This window comes from Paenibacillus sp. B2(2019), from assembly GCF_008370385.1.
Taxonomy (GTDB): domain Bacteria; phylum Bacillota; class Bacilli; order Paenibacillales; family Paenibacillaceae; genus Paenibacillus_AQ.
In genome coordinates this window covers 31,440-54,781 of the sequence record NZ_VTZR01000015.1, presented here as the reverse complement: position 1 = coordinate 54,781, position 23,342 = coordinate 31,440, and the positions used below count along the sequence as shown (strand labels likewise).

The following is a 23,342-nucleotide window of genomic DNA, read 5'->3' as shown; positions in this document are numbered from 1 at the left end:
TTCATGTATTAAATGATAACGATTATCATTTAGATCATTATATCCGAGACATTAGCTAAACTGCAACGAACAGTTTATGAGGAGTGTTAGCGTATGATTCCAAATACAAACACCCCCTCATTCTAATGGATAAGGGGGTGTCGATTTCTGTTAATCAGCTTTTAACTTTCGTAGCATTATTCAGATCCGGATTCAGTTTATATTATCTCTTATCTCATCGCTTTAGCTAGCTCTGTGAAAATAACTCCAAGCGCGTAAGCTCCTGCATCCGGATAACCAATGCTTCGTTCACCTACCGTGCCTGCTCTTCCCATACGCGCGACGATATCGGAAGTCTTCCGGGCACCGAGAACCGCCGCCTCAGCAGCTTTGATAGCTGCCAGCTTTATATCTTCGCCTTGTTCTGCGCTTTGTGTCCAGGCATCCGCAAAAGGTACAAGCGCATCAATTAAAGTCTTGTCTCCAACGACAGCACCTCTCCCGAAAGACCTTTCGCCCGTATCTTGAATTCCTTTGACGACCGCTTGCATCATATTGGCAAATTCCTGAATGGATAACTCCTGCTTCTGCTGCGCAGTCTTGCTCGCAGCGCGGAATCCCGATCCCCAGATTGGCCCGGAAGCTCCTCCACAATGCTCCATAATGATCAATGAACAAGCATCAAGGAAGTCACCGATATCACTCTGATGATTAGCTAGAATATCTTCCCATTCTACTTTCAACTGCTTAAAGCCCTTGGCTACGCTCATCCCAAAATCACCATCTCCGGCGTGGGCGTCTAGCTCGCAGAACGGTACCTCATTCTCGATAATGACCTCACTCATTTGATCGATCAAAAATACGATATTTTGTAAGGAAAACTGGTTGTTCTTAATTATCGCTGCTTCAGCATCCGTATTATTCTTGAAGGATACCGTGCTGTCTGCTTTCTCTTCCTTGATGACTTCCGTATATTTCACAGGCTCAAATGAACCTTTAACCGACAATGCCGGTGTATCACACGGAGCAGACAACCATTTCTTCAGCGTCTCATCCAGCTTCATAATCGACACTGATGCGCCAGCCATATCGATGCTGGTCATATAGTTGCCGACAAATACTTTAAACACTTGCTTATTCTTCGCCGTCAATTCACGGATCACAGAATTATTCAACAAATAAAGCTCTTGCAGTGGTGTTCCACCAAATCCATTGATCAGAACAGCAACTTCTTGCTGCGACTCATCGTTCATTTGCAAGTTGCTCAGTAAAGACGTAACCATTCGCTGCGCCAGTTCATCCGCTGACACGGCTTTTTCTCTGCGAATTCCAGGTTCACCGTGAATTCCAACACCGTATTCCATCTCATCCTCTTCGATATGAAACGTCGGGGTTCCTTTGGCAGGAACGGTGCAAGATGTAAAGGCGAAGCCGATGGTGCGAACATGGTCAATCGCATGTTGCGCCGCTTCTTTTACTTCCGACAGGGACAGTCCTGCTTCTGCCGCAGCCCCGGCTACTTTATGAACGAGAACAGTTCCGGCCACCCCTCGTTTCCCTACGGTATAGAGACTGTCTTCAACGGCAATGTCATCGTCTACTTTGACATATTCCACTTGTATGCCATCTTCACTTGCGAGATGAGCCGCATTTTTAAAGTTCATGATGTCACCGCTGTAGTTCTTAATAATAAGCAGCGTCCCCTTTTTACTAGCAGAGCTACAGATCGCTTGGTAGACCTGAATCTGGGATGGAGAAGCAAACACATCGCCACACACGGCTGCATCCAGCATACCGCTGCCTACGAACCCGGCATGGGCCGGTTCATGCCCACTACCGCCACCGCTTATAAGTGTAACTTTATCGGTGTTGATCTCTTTTTTAGAAATCACTTTGAATTTATCGTTGAAATCCAGCTCAGGATGCGCTAAGACAAGTCCATTACACATTTCCCGGACTAGCGTTTCCGGCTTATTCATAATTTTCTTCATCTTAAAGCTCCTTACTTAATTTGTATTGACGGCCTAATTGGTCGGCAGCCATAATCGCCGATGCTACGGCTTCTTCTGTAATTGGGAACGGCATCGAATGAATCGATTCCTCAACAATACAAGCTTTTTTAGCAACCTCAAGAAGTTCTTCGTAAGTTACTTGCTCCACTCCGATATCTGCTAAGCACACCGGAAGCCCAATAGACAGGCAGAAATCCAATACTTCTCTTAATTCGGTACGGTCTGCATTTTCAAGCACCAATTGAGCAATTGTACTGAAGGCTACCTTCTCACCATGATAATAATGATGTGTTCCTTCTAAAGCTGTTAAACCATTATGGATCGCATGAATCGCAGCCAATCCTCCACTTTCAAAGCCTAGTCCCGATAACAAAATATTCGTTTCGATGATATTCTCCAAGGCTGGGGTTACGATATTCAGATCGCAGGCCTGCTTCGCCTTGAACCCATTTTCAAGTAAAGTGTCATAACACAGTTTGGCAAGACCTAGTGCGGTTATCGTTCCTTTAGCTTCCCCACAAACACCTTCACGAACCCCGCAAGGCAATCCCGCATTCACATTGGAATAAGAATTTGCTGTAGCTCTTGCTTCGAAATAAGTGGAGAGTGCATCACCCATCCCTGCAACAAGAAATCTTGTTGGCGCTTTGGCAATGACTGTTGTATCGATCATGACTACACTTGGGCTTTGCTTGAAATAAGCATAATCATCAAACTCACCTTCTGGGGTATAGAGTACCGCAGAGTGGCTTGTTGGTGCATCAGTTGCTGCTATCGTTGGAACGATAATCAATGCTTCACCTTCTGCTACGCATTTTGCCGTATCAATCGCCTTACCTCCACCCAAACCAATCGTACATGCACATTGATGTTCCTTAGCCAGAGCCTGTAATCTTGCGACTTCTTGTCTTGAGCATTCCCCATGGAAGCCACTTTCAACAAGCGTTATATTAAATTTCTGTTTAGTTGACTCCAATTTATCTTTCACACGTGTAACATCATCTGGATGTGCAATGAGCAGTGCGGAATCACCGAATGTTTTTACAAAATAGCCTAAATTCAAAAGTTCATTCTCACCTTGCACATATTTCGTCGGACTGATAAACGCTCTTCTCATTTTCATTCCTCCTAGGTTGTATATAGTTATTATTATAGATTGCTCTATTTCGGTATGCATGAAACAATAAGATCAGAATAAAGCGTTTTCTTATCGAGTTTTTTTGTCTTCTTATTAAGGAATAGTATTATCTTGTCCTTTTGTGCAAAAATTCGCTATAATGTTCAATATGTTTCTATAACTTACCTAGGAGAATATCGTGATGTCCAAATCTCGATTTAATTTAGAAGAAATAATTGATTTGAAGAAATGGGAGAAACTGCAGGATTCTTTATCACTCGTGACTAAAATGGCGATTCTTACCGTAGATTATAAAGGCGTTCCCGTGACTAAGCACAGCTTCTGTCAGCCTTTCTGCCAAGGCGTTCGCCAAGATTCTAATCTCTCTCCTTATTGTCAAAAATGTGATGCTCGTGCCGGCATTGAAGCTGTACGCCAGAACAAGCCTTATATTTATTTATGCCATTTCAACATTATCGATATCGCGATTCCAATTATTATTGACGATCAATATTTGGGTGCAATTATGGCCGGACAGCTTAAGCTTCGTGAACCTGATGTGTCACAGCTGGAGCAGATAGTATCTAGGCCACCTAATGTTGAGTCGAACATGAAGTTTCACGCGCTCAAAGAGGATTACGAAGCACTTCCTGTCCTATCCTACGATGAAGTAACCAAGTGCGTGGACCTACTTCTACAGTTAAGTACTTACATCGTGGAAGAAGCCATTCAAAAGCGTACTACCGTTGATTTGTACAAAAGAGTACTGACCACAGATATCGATATATCTGCTTCAACAGAATCTTTCGAGGAGACAGACCTTACTTATCGCAAAATTCAGTCTCTGCAGCAAGAGTTGTCAGGAGCGCTTATTGAGACCAAATTGAAAAATGGAGCACAAAAGTTAGTCTCTTCAAATGCAGTGCTTCAGCCTGCGTTCGATTACATCTATGCGCACAAAAATGAAAATTTCAGCCTAAAAGAAATGGCCAAGCTTTGTCATATCAGCCCCAGTTATTTCAGTCGCATATTTACAAAAGAAACAGGCGAGAACTTCTCCCTCTTCGTTGCCAGGCTCAAAATTGAATGGGCCAAGCAGTTGCTGGAAACCACAGATGCACCTATTAATCAAGTGAGCGATGATTTAGGATTTTGTGATACTGGTTATTTTATTAAAACCTTCAAACGGTTCGAGAATCTCACTCCAGCTGTATACCGGAATATGTATATGAGTTGATCAGTTATGATTTCTAGCATCCTCTAGCCACTGCTGCATTAAGGGGAAATCTGTGATTTCGCCTAATATAGCCTCTTTGATCTTTCCCTCTCCGTTTATAACAAACGTGGCAGGAAGCGCACTAACTCCGAATGAAGTAGATATTTTTCCGGTAACATCGATGACAACTGGAAAAGAAAAACTATGATCCTTAAGATATTCTGATACAGTCCCTTTAGACTCACCAGCATTAATAAACAAGGTTTCAATTTGAGAACTAGTGGATTTGTGAATGTCATTCAGAAGGGGCATTTCACGCACACATGACGTGCACCAGGAAGCCCAAAAGTTAAGCACCACAATCCGTCCCTGAAAATCGCTTAGTCGAACCTTTTTACCTTCTATAGAAGTAGCTTCAAATTCGGGAGCGATAGAGCCCACTGCAATCCTCTCAGATGAATCTCTTGTTTCAATATGGCTAAATACCCATACAACAGTCGTGACAGCTGCGATAATCACCAGCAAAGCAATGATTCGACGCATGCTCATTTCAGACCCAGACTATGATTAAAGGCTGTATACAGAGAACCAAATTTCGCATGAAATTCTTTGGTCGGACCTGAACCAACATTTCTTCCATGACTTAGAAAGACAATCTGATCTGCGATCTTATCAGCGATTTCTAATTGGTGTGTGGAGAAAATAACAGTATGCCCTTCTTCCTTGATTCTTTGGAGTAGGGCTACGAATTCATTCATCCAGAAAGGGTCAAGACCGTTTGTGGGTTCGTCCATAATTAGCAACGAAGGTTTGGCGAGCAATGCCTGAGCAAATAAGATACGCTGACGCATTCCCTTTGAAAAAGTGTTGACCAGACGATTTCGTTTATCCTCTAGACCTACTAAGCCAAGGACTTCGTTGACTCTCGCTTTGCGATTGGGTACCTTACGGAGAGCGGCCCAAAAAGTCAGAGCTTCCTCTGCCGACAGCCCCTGATTGAATTGATAATCATCCGGCATATAACCAATTTGTTTCGAGAATTGTTTGCGTGATTTGTGCCAGTATAAACCACCCACTGAGATTTCGCCCACCGAAGGTTGAAGAATACCCGCAACCATTCGCAAAACGGTACTTTTGCCAGCCCCGTTACCGCCACATAATGCAAGTATGCTCCCAGTGGGGATTTGAAAGCTAATCTCTTCAACTATTGTTTGCTTTTTAATAACCTTAGAGATTCCTTTTACATTCACTAAGGGGTTATCCACGAGAGCGCCCCCTTTCCCATATCCAATATACAAACAGGATCGAGCTCAACATCCAGACTAGACAGACTCCCATAAACAACAAACTACCCTTCGAACCATTTATCCATTCTACCCATTGGTAATATTCAGGTCCCAGCACTGAACCTCCGCCCAGCTTAATTACAACGAATAACCGAACAAGCTCTGCTGGGTTGAGTATTGTGAATACGACCAGCAAGGGCTTAATCCAGAGATAAGGCATTAAACCTAAAAAGGCGATCAAAAAGGTCGGCCACCCTATTACTGTGAAAAACCACACAGCAACAGAAACAGTCAGCGCCTGCCAGCGGTTTCTTGATAATGAACCGATAAACAAGGCGATGGTCAAGAATAGTAAAACAAGTCCTGCGGAAAAAAACAAAAATAGAAAGTAAGTAGTAGAATCATAGGCCATGCCCAAGAATCCACTAATCATTCCCATTAAACCATAGCCGAAAGCCACAACCGTAAGTAATACGACAGCCAGCCCCACATACTTGCCAAGAATAAATGACAACGTTCCTATTGGATAAGTAGATAAAAGCTGCCAACTACCTTCTTCCTTTTCTGAGGTCAGTGAAAAAGAGCCTAGGAATAAGGTCATAAGCGGCAGCAGATACAAAATCAGACTTAGCATGGAACCTGTAACTGCGGTGTAGCCTTGAATCTCATTTTGTGCATTAATCAGCAGTAAGCCAAGACTAAACGCACAAAATAATGCCAAAAAAGAATAAGCCCATGGATTTCGAAACCCCATTTTAATCTCTCTGCGTGCGACTTGCAGGATATCAACCATTACATATCCATCTCTTTATCCGATGTCATACCTTCCATTTCCTCAGACTTATGCTCGTCCATATGACCTTCTCCGCCATTCATATCCATTTGCATCATATCCGTATTTTGTTTCCATTCATGCTTGGACAGATCACTTGCTGACAGTACGCTGCCAACACCTTGTTCCTTCACAAAAGCTTCGGCTGAAGCAGTGTCCTTGAAGCTGATAACTCCATAAGCCATAGGTGTGCGTAGTGTCTCATCATAGACAAAGCTTGCCTTACTGAATTCCACCCATTCTTTGTCGTTATAGTCACGGACATAGTCCTTTCCGATGTTTTTGGTTCCATTCTTGTTCTTCCATTCATTCATACAACCAATATCATCAAACTTATAATTCTTCCCGTCTTTCGTTGTTAGCTGAGTAGCAAAGGCATCGTCCTTAACCTGCATATTGCAAATCGCGCAAATATCAACTTCTTCATTAATCGCCAAAGGTTCAAACTTTTTGGAACCACAAGCCGCTAGAATTAACAAACCCACCATCAACATCAGCATTAAACTCCATTTTTTCATAACCGTAATACCCCCATATATAGTATTGTGATCACAGAGAAAAACAAAAGCAGCCAACCGGCTACCATCACCGACCCTTGCCCCTCACTAACTTGTCCACCATCTGCATGAACTGAATCCAATTGCATAAGCGGCTCTGGATCGGTGGACCATTGTTCTTTATCATTTGCATACAGATCGCTTAAAAATGTCATGCCCGGTGATTGAAAAAAGAGCTGATAAGCAGCATTTTCTGTAACTAATTGCTGATAAAATGGATTAATAGCATATGGCAGATCACTTACGCCATCACCCGATACATCCAGCCCTGCGAATGAATCCCAAAAATTTCTCGTCATCTTATTATTCTTAGAATCCGTTGCCTGTGCTTCAATCACATTTGCAATAAAAGCATTCTTCTGAAAGCGGTTGCCTTCAGAACCCTCAAATTGAATCCCAATATAATTTCGGAGCACCATATTATTCTGGAGAGTGTTGTCGGAGGATTGTTGCATATAGATTCCTACCCGATTTCCTTCCACGAGGTTATTTACAATCTGAGAGGTACGAACGTCAAAGAGCAGGATTCCTTGAGAATGAACATTCTGATTTTGTTTACGAAAAGAGTTTCCTGATACCATAACGTCGCTCACTCCCATCACCATCGCGCCAGTAATGTTGTATTCTCCAATATTGTTCGTAACAGATGATCCATTGATATACATACAGTGAACACCGTATCGCAAATGATAGAGCCGATTGTGATCAACCTTTGAATTGCGACTCTTCTCTAAATAAATGCCATCTCGGAGATAAGATATTTCATTCTCACTGATATCTGAACCATGAGAGTTATAGAGATCGATGCCATTACCTCTTTTTCCCGAAGCAGCACCTTTAGGTATAAACCAACGGATTTTATTGTTTACTATAACTCCACTATCAGCCTCACGTAGTATAATGCCAAAGCCAAATGTATGTATGACTAAATCTTTCAAAGTTACCTGATCGGCTTCCACCCGAATCGCTGCTGCTTCTCCCCCGTTATGCTGCTGTATATTAAGTCCTTGAAGCTTTACCCCATCAGCCTGAATCATAACTGCAACCTCAGCATCGGGAGATGAATTTAATAGTGTTGCCCTTCCTTCCCCGCTAATCGTCAGCCTTTTATCAATTTGAACCGGACCCTGGTAAGTACCTGGAGCTAAAGTAATCGAATCTCCGATTTGGGCCGCATTAATAATCGGCTGGAGTGGAATCGCTTTCGAAGTAGTATTTGCACTGGCACTCCCACTGTAGGTCGTGATTATTAAGAAAAGGCTGAATAACATCATTAGCATTACTCTGAGGTGACAGAAACTTTTGCGTATAACCATTGTTCACCCCCTATCAGCAATTCATTCTCTAATCTATCATTTCCATTAAGAGAACGATCATTACACCTAATTGTAAAGAAAAGGAAGTTGCATGCCTATAGCTCAATGTAGCTATCCCTATTAAAAAGATGTGTCCGAATTGTGAGTTATGTCACATCGTTTGCTATCCCAAATGTATGTCCATATAATAAAAAACCGCGCATAGCGCGGTTTCATTAGGTTAACTAATTATTTTCAAGGTAATGATAAACGGCCATCATTTCTTGTTTATTTAGCTCCCGAATACGATTGAAAATTGGAATATCTGCTACAGCTTCAATATTTGAACTTTCAGACATAACATCACTTACATTGCCAGTTAGCCAAGTTTGTACGTCAATGCCCTCGATGATTTCTTTACGCCCTTCATCATTAATGCCACTTGCGTAACAACTAACACATGGAATCGTTAACTTATAAACGCCATCGTGAAGTCCATCTTCGGATATGACTTTCTTTCCTTTACAGAATGGACATGGCTGACTAGCTTTTATCTTATTAATTAGAGTGACCAGTTTTTTGTAACCAAACGCTTCATAAACATAGGTCAGCTTTTTGTATTTTCCATTCGTGAAAAACTTATCAATGATGTATTCTCTGGTTTCGGTGATATTCTCAAAATCACAAATCGTAATCTGATTATTCAAGCTAATAGATTCAATACTGCCGCTAATATCGCCCCAGAATGGCAGTGCATTTTGTAATACCATTTCATAGTGCGCAAAGCTCGCTACTTCAAGTTCAAGCATTTTTAGAGCAACTTGTATTTTCCTAGGCAATAGAGAGACATCCACTGTTAGAACCATATCACCGCCGACAATAGCTTTCATTTTTTCAAGCACCGGTAATTTGCCAACGGTATTGATCACTTGATCAAGAGGTAGTCCAATGATCTCACGAATATCTGTGTCGCCAAACTTTAGCTTCTTATGATGATTTAGTACGGTTCCTTCACAGATTGGACAGGTAATCAGTATTTTGGATTGTTTAATATGCTCTTTAATAATCGCTTTCGATATCACCATGTAGTTCCCAATGATGTAATTAAAGCCTTCCCAAGTCCTCGTTGCCTTGCTTGCTTTATCATAAAATGACTTTTCCCAATATCCGTACCAAAAAGTATGCTTTTCTGCATCCGTCATCTCATTATAACTCTTACTGATATCTTGTCCGAGTTCATTCTTAATCTCATCAAAGATGAATTTTATTTTGGGGAATTGATAGAATTTCAGAATATCCATTGCATCTGGATGTAATAAGCCATCCCAAAATGGCACATTTTGATCCTGAAGAACAACTTCAAAATCAAATTTTTCAATGACTCGACGCCCCTTGCAGCATGGACAATGATTGTCTTGATTATAGAAATCGAAGCTATTTGTATCTTTATTAGTTGGATGTGCCGTTACAATTTGGTTGATCAAGCCACCAATTTCATATAGAAATGTATATTGACTATATAAGTGTCTTTCCAGATCAATGGCGATGACAGGTGCAATGGTATCTGATTCATATTCACCATATATCAAACGCGCCATAGAGGATAAGCTTTTTAAGATGCCACCTTTATAAACGTTTTCCGCATTTTTAAAGTAGGCAATTTGAATTTCTTTTAAATAGTTAATGCCATTTTGTTGACGCAGTGTTGAAGAAATCTGCAATGGTGCGACATGATCTTCACTGTTTTGCTCGAGATAATAATTTTGATGACCGACAACATCTAGATGCTCAACAGGTTCAAGCTGTCTTTTACCAAAATCAACGATAAAATCAGAGTTTTCCAGCATATACGAGTTATGTTCAATCATCATTATGGAGACCGATTCGTCCTGAAGAATGACTCTAATGCTATCAATGAATTGATTTAGAATATTTTGTGATAACCCTTTGGAAGGCTCGTCAAAAATGAAAAGTGTTTTGGGGTTTCTTGAACCTGCAAATAGTTCGGAGACTAAATGAACACATTGAAATTCACCTGTGGATAAAGACTGTGTTTTTCTTTCCAACGTTAAATAACCCAGCCCAAGCTTGATTAATAAACTTAAACGTTTATGAGCGATGTCTTCATTTGGCAGTTCATCAATAATATCTTCAATTGAGCGCTGAAAAATATCATCAATCTCTTCGCTATATTTTGTGAGCTTTCTCTTAATATCAAGAAAAGTCGCAACCGTAGACCGGCTGGTAATCGATTGATTTCGATCCTGCCCCACAATCACCAGCTTATCCTTGGGATATCGCTTCACAAAATCCTTGGACATACACTCATTGACCAATGTAGATTTACCGCAGCCAGATTCCCCAGTGAACGTTACAAGTCTATTACGAGGAATCTGAATTTCGGTGATTTGAATATTACGACAGTAAAGATCATGAAAATGATAATATTCAGTTGGAGCTGCCTGATTTATTTCTCCATTGATGGGCGCCGGACGTGGCGATTCTTCAACGATTTTCCCGCCATATTTACCACTTCCTGGTCCAAAGAACAATTGCTCGTCCGTTATGTCTAATACGGTATCCGAATGATCAATAAGCCAAATTTGATTCTTAAATCCTAGTTGTTTTATCTGCTCTAATATTTTTAAAAGGGTTTGGTGATCCAGACCCACAGAGATTTCGTCAATGATAATTACTGTATTTTCACTGGTTGCCATGAATTCTGCCAAATAAAGTCGTGTTAACTCTCCACCTGACAAGGTACCCATTATACGATTTAAGGTTAGATAACCAATATTCATATGGATTATGTTCTTTAGAATGTTTTGTTTACCTTCACTAATGTTTAGAACTTCTGCTAGAGAAAAAATGGTTTCAATGCTTAAGTCATTAATATCGGAAATACTCTTGTCTTGGTCTAATAACTCCATTTTGTATTGTTCAGTTTCGTGATTATATCGCTTACCCTTACACTTTTTACATTCGACATTTTTAGTAGTGCCGCGACCTTTACAATCTGGGCACCAGCCTAATTCATTATTAAATGAAAAAACCTCTGGCGATAGGTTATATTGTTCAGCAATCGCAACTCGAATCTCTGTGAACACACCCGTATGTGTGCCAATGGTTGAACGAGGATTGGAAGAAATAGATGATCTCCCTAGAAAAAGTACGAGTGGCATTTCTTCCATCTGAATCGCACTGAAATTAGTCTCCATAATGTTAGGGAATAAATACTGATATTCTGCCTTTGGTAATAAAGAAACGAGACGTTTCTTGGATTCTTCGCCGATGGTTTGACAAAAGGTGGTTTTACCAGATCCGGATAAACCAGCAATCCCTAGGGATTGGTCTACAGGTAATACTGCATCTAGCTTATTAATATTGTTCGCAATTAATCGGTTGATTTTCATAGTGGTATCATCTCATCTCCATTCTCTTCATTTAGTATTGCCATGATTTATTCCATTAAAAAGGGCACTTTCCGTGTTTCAGAAAAGCGCCCTATTCTTGAATTTACAATTCTGCTAATACTTTTTCAAGCTGACTGCCCATATTCGCCCAAGCATATTTAGCTCCTTCAATAGCGCCTTGGCGAGCTTTGGTCTCCTCACTAAATCCAGATTGAGCAAGATGCAGATGAACCTTACCATCTTCCTCTTTGCTCAAAGTCCAAGTAACTGTTGTACCTTCTCCGGCACTATGCCAAGTATAGGATAATGTATGTGGCTCATCTACTACGAGAACCTCGCAATCTACAATACCGTCCCACCATTCATTTGGCTCTGCACGAAATTGAAATTTATGCCCTACGACTGGTTTAAAGTCATTGCTCCAAATCCATTTCGCAAGTGTATCTGAATCCGTCAAAGCGTTCCATACCTTCTCGATGGAGCTTGTAAATTGATAATCTAAGGATACATCTGGTTTCATTATTCTTCCTCCAATAAAAGTTTTAGTTTATCGATTCTTTCTTTCCAGAAGCCTTCGTAAAAAGATACCCAATCCCGAATTTCTTTCAATGGATTGGCATTCAAACGATACCTCGTTTCTCTACCAACCTTTCGAGCAACTACAAGATCAGCCTCTTTAAGAATAGACAAGTGCTTAGAAACTGCAGTACGACCCATTTCAAAATGAATCGTGATTTCATGTAGGGGTAATTCATCAACATCAGCCAGGATTTGAAGTAATTTTCGCCTTGTTGGATCTGCAACAGCGTCATATACATCCCTCACTTGACTATTATCGTTCAAAACCACCCCCACCTTTTCCGTAATATTACCTGTAGTGTGACCGATTATACTTCATCAGTACCAAATTGGACACCATTTAGTGTCTATTTGATTATAGGACACCAAAAGGTGTCGTGTCAAGGTCCTTAAAATTTTATTATTTGATCTTTTAATGGAATAAGGCGTAAATATCGGTGCCTTGTTATTTTATTGCTCCCGTTCCCTGTATAGAAACTTTAACATTTACATCAAAAACAGCTTCGGGATAAATTGACTGCCATTGCTCCCATTCCTTATCCCCTTCATGCCGGGTAGCTCTATAGAGTAATCCAAATCCGAACGGATCTATCCCGTTTTTTTGCAGCTTTTTCAGCAAGCTTGATATCTTCGTCTTTTCTTCCTGTTCAACATGCTTTTCAAATTTAGTCCAATTTTCTTCATACACCTGATTTACGAATTCTTCTACAACTCCACGCATTTGAATAGATACACGAATAACTGGTTTATTCTTATTGTTTGTATCAATCGTATAACGTCTCTTCAATTGTTCAATAGCCAAGACAAAAGGTTGACTTACCATTTTTGTGGTGATTTCGAAATGAGGATAGCTATGAAGAAGTTCTTTAAAGACGCGCGTTTCATCTGTTGTCAAAATCGTTTTTATCTTATGTTTGTCTAAAAGAGCAACCATATCAATTTTGTATACCTCTTTTTCGGTCTCGATAATAGGCAAGTAGGGGTCCATGCCCTTTTCCGTCGTTCGACGATAGAAATCATAAAGGTGTTCGGGAACCGTGAACGATGAGATTGATCCCGATTCGGACAGGCTTAATAACAATGCATTACCTGAAAAATTTTCTGATTTTGGTTTCATTTTAAGAACAGTCTCCGCGTTGGGCTTTCCTAATGCCACCATCCCCTCCATCGGAATATCGAATCTTCTTGACAGCCAATTAAGTGGCTCGTTGATACTCTCATGGGCTAATGATTCACCCAAAATGCATATTTCTAAAAGACCAAAATTAAGATCTTTTGATGATTTTGACCTTATTCGTCCGATCGCGCCTGATATCGTTTGGGAATTTTCGCTTATGATTTGAATATTATTCACAGAAGGATCAAATTTTTGAGCAGGTAAAGCTAATTTCAATGTCACGCGATATGGATTTTTCACATCATCTGATTGATCTACTCCGATGGCGATTACGAATATTCGTTTGTCGATATCCTTGAATGCACAACCCGATTGTATAACCACTGTAAAGCAGAGAACCAATAGGATAATGTTTCTCATACTTTACGCTTCCATTTCATTACAGCAAACAACGCAACAAGTGCGACCATCAGAAATTCGGTATAAAATCGCAACTCAAGCCAATTGACTGTATGGTTTATGATTTGTTTTAAAGTGAATGTACTGAAGTAGATTACTGTAACAATGGTAAATAGGCAACAAATTGCCCAAGATAATAGTTGTTCCTTTCGAAGATTATTTTGAAATTTCATAGAGAAGCATCCTTTCAACAGCTCAAGTCCAACATGAATGGTTACAGACGCATACACTAAGAGCAAAAAAAGGACGATGAGAAAATAAGGCATAATCGTACGTGAGAATAACCCTGACATCATACCAATTGAATCTAATGCAGAATACGTGGGGGCTATATAATTCCCCACCCCGTAAGTGCCATGAATTCCAATGGAAATAATCAAACCAGTGACTAATATATGCAAATTAACAATAAGGACGATGGGAGTGAATTTCCATTTGATTTTACTGGGAACAACTCGATTAAATACGATTAAGCCAACAAATCCGGAGAAAACACTATTTGCAGCCGTAATCGTTCCCCATTTCGGCCAAATGAATGCATAATCTGCCATTGCTTTAATGGAATTCCACTCTATTCCTTGACTAAAGATGGCTTTTGTAAATGCATAGTACATTAAAGGAATGCAAATAAAAAGAACGATCTCAAGCGTACTTAAAATTGTTTTGCTTGACCTTGTAGCTCCCCAAGATACTGCAAGAAAAATAAATACCATAATAGTAATTGTGTTTACATCTGTTAGATATAAATTAAAAAAGGTTGATGCGTACCCTATCATGATGCATCCTTTTGTTATAGTCATAATTGAAAAGAATATTAATAATGATATTCTTGCTCCTGCCGGCAAAAACATCCGAAAGATTTCAGGCAAACCCTGCTTTGGAAAATACCCAAGTGACTTGGTCATTGTTACAAGAAATATCATGCCGCTAACCGCACTTATCACGATAGCCATCATGCTCCCATTAAACCGTTCATCCAATAAAAGGGTATATAATAAAAGACCTGTGATGGTTATCCCATCACACCACAAAACATAAAAAACATATCGATTCAATGAAAAATATCCTCCTTTCCTTTATAATTTCCCGAAATTTTCTTGTTCTCCGATAAACACTTTTAAATAAGGTTTTCCAAAGCTTTTTAAATCGTTCAAGTAAAGAATCAAACAAAATAGCCCGGCGATCAGGCCTACATATCCAAATAAACTAGCTAACAAGATAAAAGGATATTTGACAATCCGTAAGGCGAAACTCATTGCATTGATTGGTACGACAAAATTGGCGATGCCAATGGCGGAAGTTACGATAATCATGATATTGCTAACCAGATTTGCCTGCTGCGCAGCTTGTCCTAGAATTAATCCGCCAACTGTCGTTGCCGCCGCGCTGATCGATTTGGGGAGCCGTATGCTAGCTTCGATTAAGGTATCGATTAAGAACATCATAATGAGAACTTCAATATATGACGGATAAGGGATACCCGAACGACTACCGGCAATAGAGAAAGCGAGTTGGGATTGAAACAACTCAGGGTTGAAAGAGACCAGAGAAATATAGATGCCCGGAAGCAACACTGTAATGAAAATGCTGATATAACGTAGTACGACAAGGCTAAAACTGACCCATAACTGCTCAAACGTATCATCCATCGAGGAAATAAAATCAAAAAAAGTAGCCGGAGCGATTAAAACGAATGGGCTGCCTTCGACAAGAATAACGATTTTGCCTTGTTTCAGATTTAACGCGACGCGATCCGGTCTTTCGGTAATCATCAATATAGGAAAAAGCGAGTATTTGCGAGTAGTAAGTAATCTCTGAAGATGTGCCGCCGAAAGAATGACCTCCGGTTTGACCGAAGCGATCTCCGTTTGAAGTTCGCTTAATACGCCTTTATCAACTAATAGACTGTCATAAATAATTCCGATTTCCGTCTGTGGTACTCCACTAACCTTACTTTTCTCATAAACAAGATTTGGGGAGGGATAACGATGCCGAATTAAATTGAGATTTGTATCCATCACATCGCTGAATGAACGTTGCGAGCCATAAATCGCCGTTTCGGAGCTGGCATCTCCAAGCTGATTATTAATCACTTTTTTCGCGTTGAACAAGAAAAGTTCGTTTTCCATTTGAATACAGGCATGACCGATCATCAACTTTTGCAAAATGTCTTGATCCTTCTCTGGTTTATTAATGTCCGGAAGAGAAGTCAGATAATCCTTGAATTCCTCTTTCCCTGAGCATTCTAATATGGGGAAGATTAGATCTGCCTTAATTTTCTTTTCATCACAAACGCTGTCCATGTAGAGAATTTCTAACTCTATATCCTGAATTCGGATGAGTTCCTTCTTCATATCACTTGAGGAAGAAAGCTGCTTCTTAATTAGTTGAAAAGCTTCGATCATGATGTAGCAATCCTCCAGTTCGTTTTTGATATCATTTCCTTTTATTCTCAGTTTTATCCTACCTGTAAATATACTAGTAATTGAAGGAACCATGTTCATACTCCTAGTTCTAAAACAAAAAGGCAGGAACAAGGTTTATCACCTTAGTCCCTGCCTTTCAATTACCACGTCAATTCAACTCATTACATTTTTACTCAATAAAGCGGCAACACTTCTTGTTTAAGCCCTGAAAAAAGTTCGCCGGATTGCTCAAAGAAGGTATCAGGCAAATGATAGTAAGCATCACCCATAGATACGACTTTTAATTCAGGAATGATATACATGCCCATATAGGTTCCGTCCTTGAGGTTGAACTTTAACTGATACGATTTTCCTTGGGATTGCGCCTCTGCAATAGCCTCGTATTCTTTATTACTTAAATCAGCTGTTTTTGCGCTGTACAATCCATCAATGATAGACTCCACAGAAGCATGATCTGTCATTTTCTTTAACACGTCATTTCCCACATGATTAAGAACATGGATATCTTTTGCATGCTCTTTTAGATTAGACATATCCAGATATTCCTTAGCGGTCATCGTAGAATCGTTAGTCTTCGCCACGATTTCTGCCAAATAATAATGCTCCTCAACTTTAACAGCGATGCGGAATTGGGATGGGTACGTCGGAATTTCATATAACTTACCTCCAACAGCGAACGTAGACGAAAAATCCTTTTCTACAACTTCTCCTCCATTGTTCTTCCCGATCTCTTGGTTAATATCAAAATCTATGGTACCAAGTGATTTTTCAGGCTTCATTCCTGTGAACTTAAACTGAGCACCATCACTTACGAATGCATAACGAAATCCGTTGTAATTTAAAATTTTTCGAACTCCGGTAGGCGCTGAAACTGGCGTTTGCTGCGAGATTTGTGGTGAATTCGTTAATGATGACTTTAGAGGAGATGTATAAATGGCCACTCCTAACACAAGTGCAGCACAAGCAGCCATGGTTCCCCACTTCGCATATGTTCTCTTATTAGTACGCCTCGCAGTGTTGGCCTTTTCCACCAGATTGCCGTCTACATAACCAATAGTCTTAAATAGATCTTTATTATTCATAGGATATAGCCTTCTTTCATAAGGTATAATTGGAGTTTTTTTCGTGTTCTAAAAAGAACCGATTTCGTTTTACTTTCACTTATTGAGAATCGAGTTGCGATATCAGCCAAAGAATCGGAATACCAGTAACGTCTAAGAAAAATATTCCGATGATCTTCATTAATCTTCAGCAGAAAATTGCTTATAGATTCAGCGATTTGTTCTTCCTCATATTGACTTTCGACATTGTCTGGAGAGGATAAACAATCATTTAATTCATCAAGAATCGTATCGAATGTTTTATTCCGCTTTTTGGCCATGTAATAATCGTGTTTATTTAACGCGATATTTCGTGTGATCCTCCCCAAAAAAGATGAGAGCTTAGCAGGCGTCTTCGGCGGTATCGTTTCCCACGCTCCTAGAAAGGTATCGTTCACGCATTCTTCCGAATCTTCAAAATTAGACAGAATGTTATGAGCAATCTTGGTACAATAATTTCTATATTTTTTGGATGTTTCTCCTATTGCTGTTTCATTGCGGGCAAAGTACAGCTGTATGATTTCACTATCGTCCACTCCATCACTTCCGTTCAGTTTGATTAAGGCCTCACTTATAAAGTAAGAAAAGAAGGGTTTTGGTTGCAAAAAAGTTTTTTTCTTATGTACTAGTGCGGGAAATCATTTTATGTCTTCATAAGCTTCGACATTCAATGTCAATAATATGACGTGTGATCTTATCCTTTTGATTCCTATGAAAAAAGCCGGTGTACCCTTTAACGGGTAACACCGGCCAATATATTAAAAGTAGAAACTATAGAGGAATTGCTGCAGCTTCATGATAGAAGCATAGACGCTCCGCGATTTCGTGAACTGACCTTCTTTTTTTGTTCAAATCATGCTATTGAGCCACCAACCGTTTATTGTGTAATTCCAATTTGTAAAAGATATCTTTTGCCTCTGCTTCTTGTGTACCTGCTCCAACTGGTGGATGGACTACTAAGATATTATTTTCGACACTTGGTAAAGGCTCTGCTTCTGAATAAAGAAGTGTTTTCGAGACTTGATCCTTGTTTACCATTTCTAATGGGAATACATCTTCATTTTGCTTATCAATCGCGAAAATATATCCTTCCACGCCATGACCTGTTTGATATTGAGGAGTAAGGATGTAAACCTCAGCTTCTTTAAAACTCAGCTTCTCAAAGGATAATTTTTTGCTGGATGGTCGGAAAAACAAGTAATTGGGTAATTCCATTAAGACTTTGTCCTGATCTCCCTGTCTGTAGATAATAGAGTAATTACTCTGAAACGTCTGATCACCCTCTTGTCCCATCGTGCTCGATACGACCAAATGCCCAAGTTCTTCTCTACCTTTGGCTATCATCAATAATGTTCCCTTTTCCGTTTGCTGTTCCGCCCGAATTGATTTATCTTCATTTACTGCGTCAATTACAATGGAATCCATGAGATCGTTTTTTGGAAATAAGCTAACCTCTGATGGTTTTTGTTCCTGAGTATATGAGTTGACTTGTTGATGGTTACAGGCAACGAGTAAACTAAATGCTAAAACCGATGATGCTGCTTGCAAAATAAGCTTGTTAATTGTAACCCTCTCACTTTCATTTACAGCTGGGGTACAACTGCTCCCGAATTACAGTCCAGTCTGTATTCATAATTGTTTTATAAACCAGGGCTTAATTAATGGTATTACCACGGCTGGTTGCATAGCTTTTGTATGATCCATTTGGCTTCCCGTTAGCACTTCAACATCCCAGCCTAAATCACACAGCTTCGTCGTATTCTTCTTTAATATCCCAGCAATATCAACGGTAACATTTCCAAAATTCTCACCATATACGATAGTATCATTTTCTCCTGCAAAAGCTAATTTTGGAAGACTAAGCAATTGGTGAATACTACGATCATCAAAAGCAGTGAGGCTCTCGTATAAGGCAACAAATTGAGCTGTTACACGGGTATCCATTGATACTTTGATGTTGTCCCAGTCTATCTCATCAGGATTCTCTGTTTCAATAGAGCTTTTTTCAGCTGCCTCATTTTGATTATTCAAAGCTTGGGTATGTGTTTTTCGAGTTACAATCAGCATCTCTTGATAGGGACCATTATAAGGCGGAAAACCTCCCATGACCAAGCTTTCCAGACGATTTGTTCTGATAGCTAATTGTAGTCCAATTAAAGCTAGCCACGAATAACCGTAGTAGCTAAAGCTCTTAACGTTCATTTCATCAGCAATGAGGAGCAGATCCTTCACAATATGGTCTACGGTTAAGTTGTTCACTGGATGTTGAAAGAGATGACCTTCATAATCAAAATAAAGCACTTGAAACGTATCCGCGAGACCTTCAACAAAATGTTTACCTAATTCAGGATCTACGCCCCATAGCTTTAGATTTTCTGCCTCCTGATTGTACACGGATTTTTTAGCGATAGGTAACATAATAGTTGGACGATCTGATCCTCCTGTCAATCCTACTTCTATTGCTGAATGGTTGGTTAATCGTATGATTTTTTCCAAACAATCCTCTCCTTACTGTTTTATAAAAATATCATATAACATTCATGCAATCTTTCGGTTTATCCCATACTAAGCCTTGATATATCTAATTAAATTAGATTTAATATTGTTGTAGCACTTGAAGGTTTAACTTTAATGTTCTGAGGCGATGACGATTATGGGAGATAATTATACACCAACAATGATAGCTAAGAAATTAAATGTAAGTACCACTACATTAAGAAGATATGAAGATCAAGCCTTAGTTCCCGAAGTTCCGAGGACTCCTAGCAATCGCCGGTGTTATACAGACATTCATGTCCAAGCTTTTATTACGATTCGGGCACTTTTGCAAGGATATGAGATTCCAGTTGTGTACGATGTGATGAGAAAGATTAAAGCTCGGCAAATTGAGGATGCACTTTGGTCAATCAATCAAGAACAACATAATACACAAACGGAAAAGCATAGGTTAGAGGATGTGTTACGCATGTTCCGGAACGCAGATTTATCAAAATACAACGATTTAGAGGTCACAAATGCAATGACTATTGGTGAAGTTGCACAAATGGCAGGCGTTAAGCCTTCAGCCATTCGACATTGGGAACAAGAAGGCCTTATTACTTCTAACAGAAACAAAGACAACGGCTATAGGGTCTATACTGTAACGGAATTAAGAAAGATTATACTAATCAGCAGTCTAAGGAAGACCGTGTATTATATCGAGAATATGAAACAACTCCTGAATGAAATAGAGACACAAAACTATAAAAAAGTAGAAATGTCATTCGAGCTTGCGTTACAAAAATTAAATAGTCAATTAATGAAGCAGTTTTTGGGAATTGCTGAGCTTATGAAATATGTGAAATACTATTAAACTTGATAACTTGATATCAACAAGAAATCTTCCCAAAAAGAAGAAAACTTAACTCAAATACTAGTGCACCTGCATCCCCCTTCTTTCGGCAAGAAGTCCTTACAGCAATAAACATATTCTGGCTCAGAATTCGATCGAAAGCATAGATTTTTTGGAACATTATTAATCCTTCTTAACATCATTTATAAGAACGCAAAAAACTCCTCCCTTAAGGGACGGAGTTGATTTCGCGTTACTACCCTGATGGGTGTATTCATGAATACACCCTCTCTGTTATCGTCTAAAAACGATGCTCCCTTGTAACGGCAGAATCCCGGAACTATTTAGACAGCCGCTAGTTTATTGAACTAACGTTCCTCGTTAGCTTAATCATAATTCCCAAAATGAAGGAGGAACTGTTTTTATTGTATCTACTTTATACACCCTCATATCCCTTAAAAAAATCATTATTAAGCGTTTCTAATCTCTTCATCAGCAAGAAAATTGAAGTAAATATAACTTATATACTTATATAAATTAATTAGTAATTTAGATTCATGTTAAATAAAATTTATATTTTGTTTGATTTAATTAAAGTGATGTGTTACTGTATTAATGAGAAAGGAGGGGGAACATGCCATGGATATAAAAAAAGTGCCTAACTGGATATTATCCTTGGAAAATGAGGACTTAGAATTCATAAAAAATTTAGTTCTCAAATCAGGTTCTTTGAAAGAAATCGCAAAAGTATATGAAGTGTCATATCCAACAGTAAGGATTAAGCTCGATAGATTGATCGAGAAAATAAAAATCAATGACGCTATAGATAATGAGGACTTCATCAAATTCATCAAAAAACTATCGATTGATGATCGCATAAACGTAGAGGACGCAAAACTGATCATTGAAAAATATAAACAAGAAAGGAAAGAATAATAATGGATGATTTATACAGACTTTTGGTTATAGTCGGGATATTAGCGGTTCAATACTTTTTTTCAACCAGGAACAACGTTTATTGGGGATCAGTTATACCAGTAGCCTATATTGTGTTTTTAATATGGATGTTTGTTACTAATCGTATCGAAAACACTTTAGGTTTTATCCTTTATCTACTATTAGGGTTGCTTTTCCTTATTGCAGAATGGAGTGCAGGAAGAAAGTCCCTTAGCCAGAAGAGAAAAAAAGAATTGGATAAGATAAAGACTCACGACTTAAAATAGTTTGTATTCAGAAGAAATCAAAGAATGGTCATCTCCTAGAATTAGATGATCATTCTTGTCATGTAAATTCAACTATCCTGCCCGTTAGCCATACATGCAGCGCAAGCGCCGCACCACAGATGATGAAAATGGGTAAAATCAGTCAATACTGCTACTACGGCTGGCGAAGAAGGTCGATGAGCTATGGTGCCTTAGAGCCCATCCCTTAGTCTGACTCCAACGACCCCGGTGCATCACAGATTGTCGCTCCCTTTCGGGAAGCACTCATGGGAGATTAATCCTACTCTGGTTTTTGCACCAGCCTAGTCTTTAGTGATTGTAGAACGAAGTTTGTTGTTTTTCTGTCTGCCTAACTTTATTTAAGTACACATAAGGCTCAGCCTTTTTTTAAAAAGTGTCTTTCTGGGTCTTCTTTCTTATGTTCTTTTTCTAGTTTTGAGCTATTTTAATTTTCATGGGAGCTCAAAAACTTGTCTGAGATCGGAAAAATGCTGCCAACGACACAAATTTCAAAATAGGTGGACTCCGCCTCTACCGGAAATTTTCTACACACTCATGCAGAAAGGCATTTAGCGTGCGTGGCTCTCTGCCGAGCAAGCGCTTCACAGTGTCATTTGGACTTTCTGGCACCACCGTAGACATGGTTTGAATTTCCACAACGTGGTTCGCGAGCCAAGGAGGCATATGGCCGTACTCGATAAGATTACGTAGTAGTACTTGGGGTTCCATGTTGATGTAGCTTATCGGCCGATTAAGCAGGGCGGACAGTTGACTCGCGATCTGGGGATAACTGAAAATCTCCGAACCAGTAAGCGTATATATTTGGCCTGATACCTCGCGGTTGGTCAGAACTTCTGCAGCAACATCAGCGATATCGCGACAGTCAATGAAGTTACACGGTGAATCGCCCATGGAGCCGAAGAAAACATTTTGGGTTGTGATCGTTGGTGCAAGGCGCATTAAGTTTTGCATGAACGCATAAGGGCGCAACACGGTGTGGGTGAGACCCGATTCCCTCAGCGTTTTCTCGATTTCTTGATGCCAGCCAGCCACTGCCACTGGAGAACTCTGCTCAAAAGCAGGGCTGGATATTTTTACGATGTGTTTGATTCCGGATTCAGCGGCAATCTGAATGATTGAAGTTTCCAATTCAATTTGTCTTGGACTGTTGGACATGGCAAGGAAGAGCTGGCTAGCACCTGCAAACGCGCAGCGCAGCGATTCGGGGTCGGAAGCATCCGCCAATGCGACCTCGATAGTCGAGCGGCCTTTTTCTCCGATCTGATCACGCAACTTCTCTGGCTCTCTGCTCAGCGCCCTGACGGGTAAGCCAAGATCAACCAAACGTTCCAAAAGCGCACTGCCTATCGTACCTGTTGCTCCCATAATAACTATCATTT

21 protein-coding genes are annotated in these 23,342 nt (G+C 39.8%); 3 read left to right on the top strand and 18 right to left on the bottom strand.

Translation table 11 applies throughout. From position 1 onward, the window contains the following. Nucleotides 1–209: 209 nt before the first annotated feature. The gene (gene dhaK, locus PAENI_RS13500) at nucleotides 210–1,970 is read right to left on the bottom strand and encodes a dihydroxyacetone kinase subunit DhaK (RefSeq protein ID WP_149645618.1); all 1,761 of its coding nucleotides are present in this window, start codon (nucleotides 1,968–1,970) and stop codon (nucleotides 210–212) included. A gap of 1 nt (nucleotide 1,971) precedes the next feature. Beyond that, a complete protein-coding gene (locus tag PAENI_RS13495) occupies nucleotides 1,972–3,108 on the bottom strand; it encodes a glycerol dehydrogenase (protein ID WP_149645617.1) in 1,137 nt (378 codons plus the stop codon). Nucleotides 3,109–3,310: 202 nt separating this feature from the next. On the opposite strand from PAENI_RS13495, the gene PAENI_RS13490 reads away from it, so the two are divergent. Continuing rightward, the gene (locus PAENI_RS13490; protein WP_149645616.1) at nucleotides 3,311–4,345 is read left to right on the top strand and encodes a PocR ligand-binding domain-containing protein; all 1,035 of its coding nucleotides are present in this window, start codon (nucleotides 3,311–3,313) and stop codon (nucleotides 4,343–4,345) included. On the opposite strand, the gene PAENI_RS13485 is transcribed toward PAENI_RS13490, so the two are convergent. From PAENI_RS13485 to PAENI_RS13415, 15 genes are all read right to left on the bottom strand, one after another. Beyond that, entirely contained in the window at nucleotides 4,346–4,867 is a 522-nt protein-coding gene (locus PAENI_RS13485) for a redoxin domain-containing protein (RefSeq protein ID WP_188114556.1), read from the bottom strand. It abuts the gene before it with no gap. Nucleotides 4,868–4,869: 2 nt separating this feature from the next. Then, nucleotides 4,870–5,589, bottom strand: coding sequence for an ABC transporter ATP-binding protein (locus PAENI_RS13480; RefSeq protein WP_149645614.1), 720 nt, complete (start codon nucleotides 5,587–5,589; stop codon nucleotides 4,870–4,872). Then, nucleotides 5,582–6,403, bottom strand: coding sequence for an ABC transporter permease (locus PAENI_RS13475; protein WP_149645613.1), 822 nt, complete (start codon nucleotides 6,401–6,403; stop codon nucleotides 5,582–5,584). The genes PAENI_RS13480 and PAENI_RS13475 overlap by 8 nt, the downstream gene beginning before the upstream one ends. Further along, a complete protein-coding gene (locus tag PAENI_RS13470; RefSeq protein ID WP_076286794.1) occupies nucleotides 6,403–6,960 on the bottom strand; it encodes a nitrous oxide reductase accessory protein NosL in 558 nt (185 codons plus the stop codon). The genes PAENI_RS13475 and PAENI_RS13470 overlap by 1 nt, the downstream gene beginning before the upstream one ends. Beyond that, nucleotides 6,957–8,315, bottom strand: coding sequence for a right-handed parallel beta-helix repeat-containing protein (locus PAENI_RS13465; RefSeq protein WP_149645612.1), 1,359 nt, complete (start codon nucleotides 8,313–8,315; stop codon nucleotides 6,957–6,959). The genes PAENI_RS13470 and PAENI_RS13465 overlap by 4 nt, the downstream gene beginning before the upstream one ends. A gap of 224 nt (nucleotides 8,316–8,539) precedes the next feature. Continuing rightward, nucleotides 8,540–11,707 (bottom strand): ATP-binding cassette domain-containing protein, encoded by a 3,168-nt coding sequence (locus tag PAENI_RS13460; RefSeq protein WP_149645611.1) that lies wholly within the window; start codon nucleotides 11,705–11,707, stop codon nucleotides 8,540–8,542. Nucleotides 11,708–11,810: 103 nt separating this feature from the next. After that, complete coding sequence (locus PAENI_RS13455; RefSeq protein WP_042127759.1) at nucleotides 11,811–12,227, bottom strand: SRPBCC family protein; 417 nt, start codon at nucleotides 12,225–12,227, stop codon at nucleotides 11,811–11,813. After that, nucleotides 12,227–12,556, bottom strand: coding sequence for an ArsR/SmtB family transcription factor (locus PAENI_RS13450; RefSeq protein ID WP_371915753.1), 330 nt, complete (start codon nucleotides 12,554–12,556; stop codon nucleotides 12,227–12,229). Before PAENI_RS13450 ends, PAENI_RS13455 begins: the two co-directional genes overlap by 1 nt. A 175-nt stretch (nucleotides 12,557–12,731) precedes the next feature. Continuing rightward, nucleotides 12,732–13,823, bottom strand: coding sequence for a Ger(x)C family spore germination protein (locus tag PAENI_RS13445; RefSeq protein ID WP_149645610.1), 1,092 nt, complete (start codon nucleotides 13,821–13,823; stop codon nucleotides 12,732–12,734). Beyond that, nucleotides 13,820–14,917, bottom strand: a complete 1,098-nt coding sequence (locus tag PAENI_RS13440; RefSeq protein ID WP_149645609.1) for a hypothetical protein — start codon at nucleotides 14,915–14,917, stop codon at nucleotides 13,820–13,822. Before PAENI_RS13440 ends, PAENI_RS13445 begins: the two co-directional genes overlap by 4 nt. A gap of 21 nt (nucleotides 14,918–14,938) precedes the next feature. Then, nucleotides 14,939–16,267 (bottom strand): spore germination protein, encoded by a 1,329-nt coding sequence (locus tag PAENI_RS13435; protein ID WP_188114555.1) that lies wholly within the window; start codon nucleotides 16,265–16,267, stop codon nucleotides 14,939–14,941. Nucleotides 16,268–16,461: 194 nt separating this feature from the next. Beyond that, on the bottom strand, nucleotides 16,462–17,370 hold the full coding sequence (locus PAENI_RS13430) for a hypothetical protein (RefSeq protein ID WP_262495601.1): 909 nt from the start codon (nucleotides 17,368–17,370) through the stop codon (nucleotides 16,462–16,464). After that, a complete protein-coding gene (locus PAENI_RS13425; RefSeq protein WP_262495600.1) occupies nucleotides 17,367–17,993 on the bottom strand; it encodes an RNA polymerase sigma factor in 627 nt (208 codons plus the stop codon). Before PAENI_RS13425 ends, PAENI_RS13430 begins: the two co-directional genes overlap by 4 nt. A gap of 253 nt (nucleotides 17,994–18,246) precedes the next feature. Next, entirely contained in the window at nucleotides 18,247–18,936 is a 690-nt protein-coding gene (locus PAENI_RS13420; RefSeq protein WP_149645606.1) for a hypothetical protein, read from the bottom strand. 81 nt (nucleotides 18,937–19,017) lie between these two features. Next, the gene (locus PAENI_RS13415) at nucleotides 19,018–19,884 is read right to left on the bottom strand and encodes an alpha/beta fold hydrolase (protein ID WP_149645605.1); all 867 of its coding nucleotides are present in this window, start codon (nucleotides 19,882–19,884) and stop codon (nucleotides 19,018–19,020) included. A 157-nt stretch (nucleotides 19,885–20,041) separates the two neighbouring features. Here PAENI_RS13415 and PAENI_RS13410 point away from each other — a divergent pair, with 157 nt between their 5' ends. Together PAENI_RS13410 and PAENI_RS13405 are read left to right on the top strand one after the other, a co-directional pair. Further along, entirely contained in the window at nucleotides 20,042–20,740 is a 699-nt protein-coding gene (locus tag PAENI_RS13410; RefSeq protein ID WP_149645604.1) for a MerR family transcriptional regulator, read from the top strand. Nucleotides 20,741–21,358: 618 nt separating this feature from the next. Then, complete coding sequence (locus PAENI_RS13405; protein ID WP_076287105.1) at nucleotides 21,359–21,655, top strand: DUF2089 family protein; 297 nt, start codon at nucleotides 21,359–21,361, stop codon at nucleotides 21,653–21,655. An 818-nt stretch (nucleotides 21,656–22,473) separates the two neighbouring features. On the opposite strand, the gene PAENI_RS13395 is transcribed toward PAENI_RS13405, so the two are convergent. Continuing rightward, the gene (locus PAENI_RS13395; protein ID WP_076287107.1) at nucleotides 22,474–23,340 is read right to left on the bottom strand and encodes an SDR family oxidoreductase; all 867 of its coding nucleotides are present in this window, start codon (nucleotides 23,338–23,340) and stop codon (nucleotides 22,474–22,476) included. Between the last annotated feature and the right edge of the window lie 2 nt (nucleotides 23,341–23,342).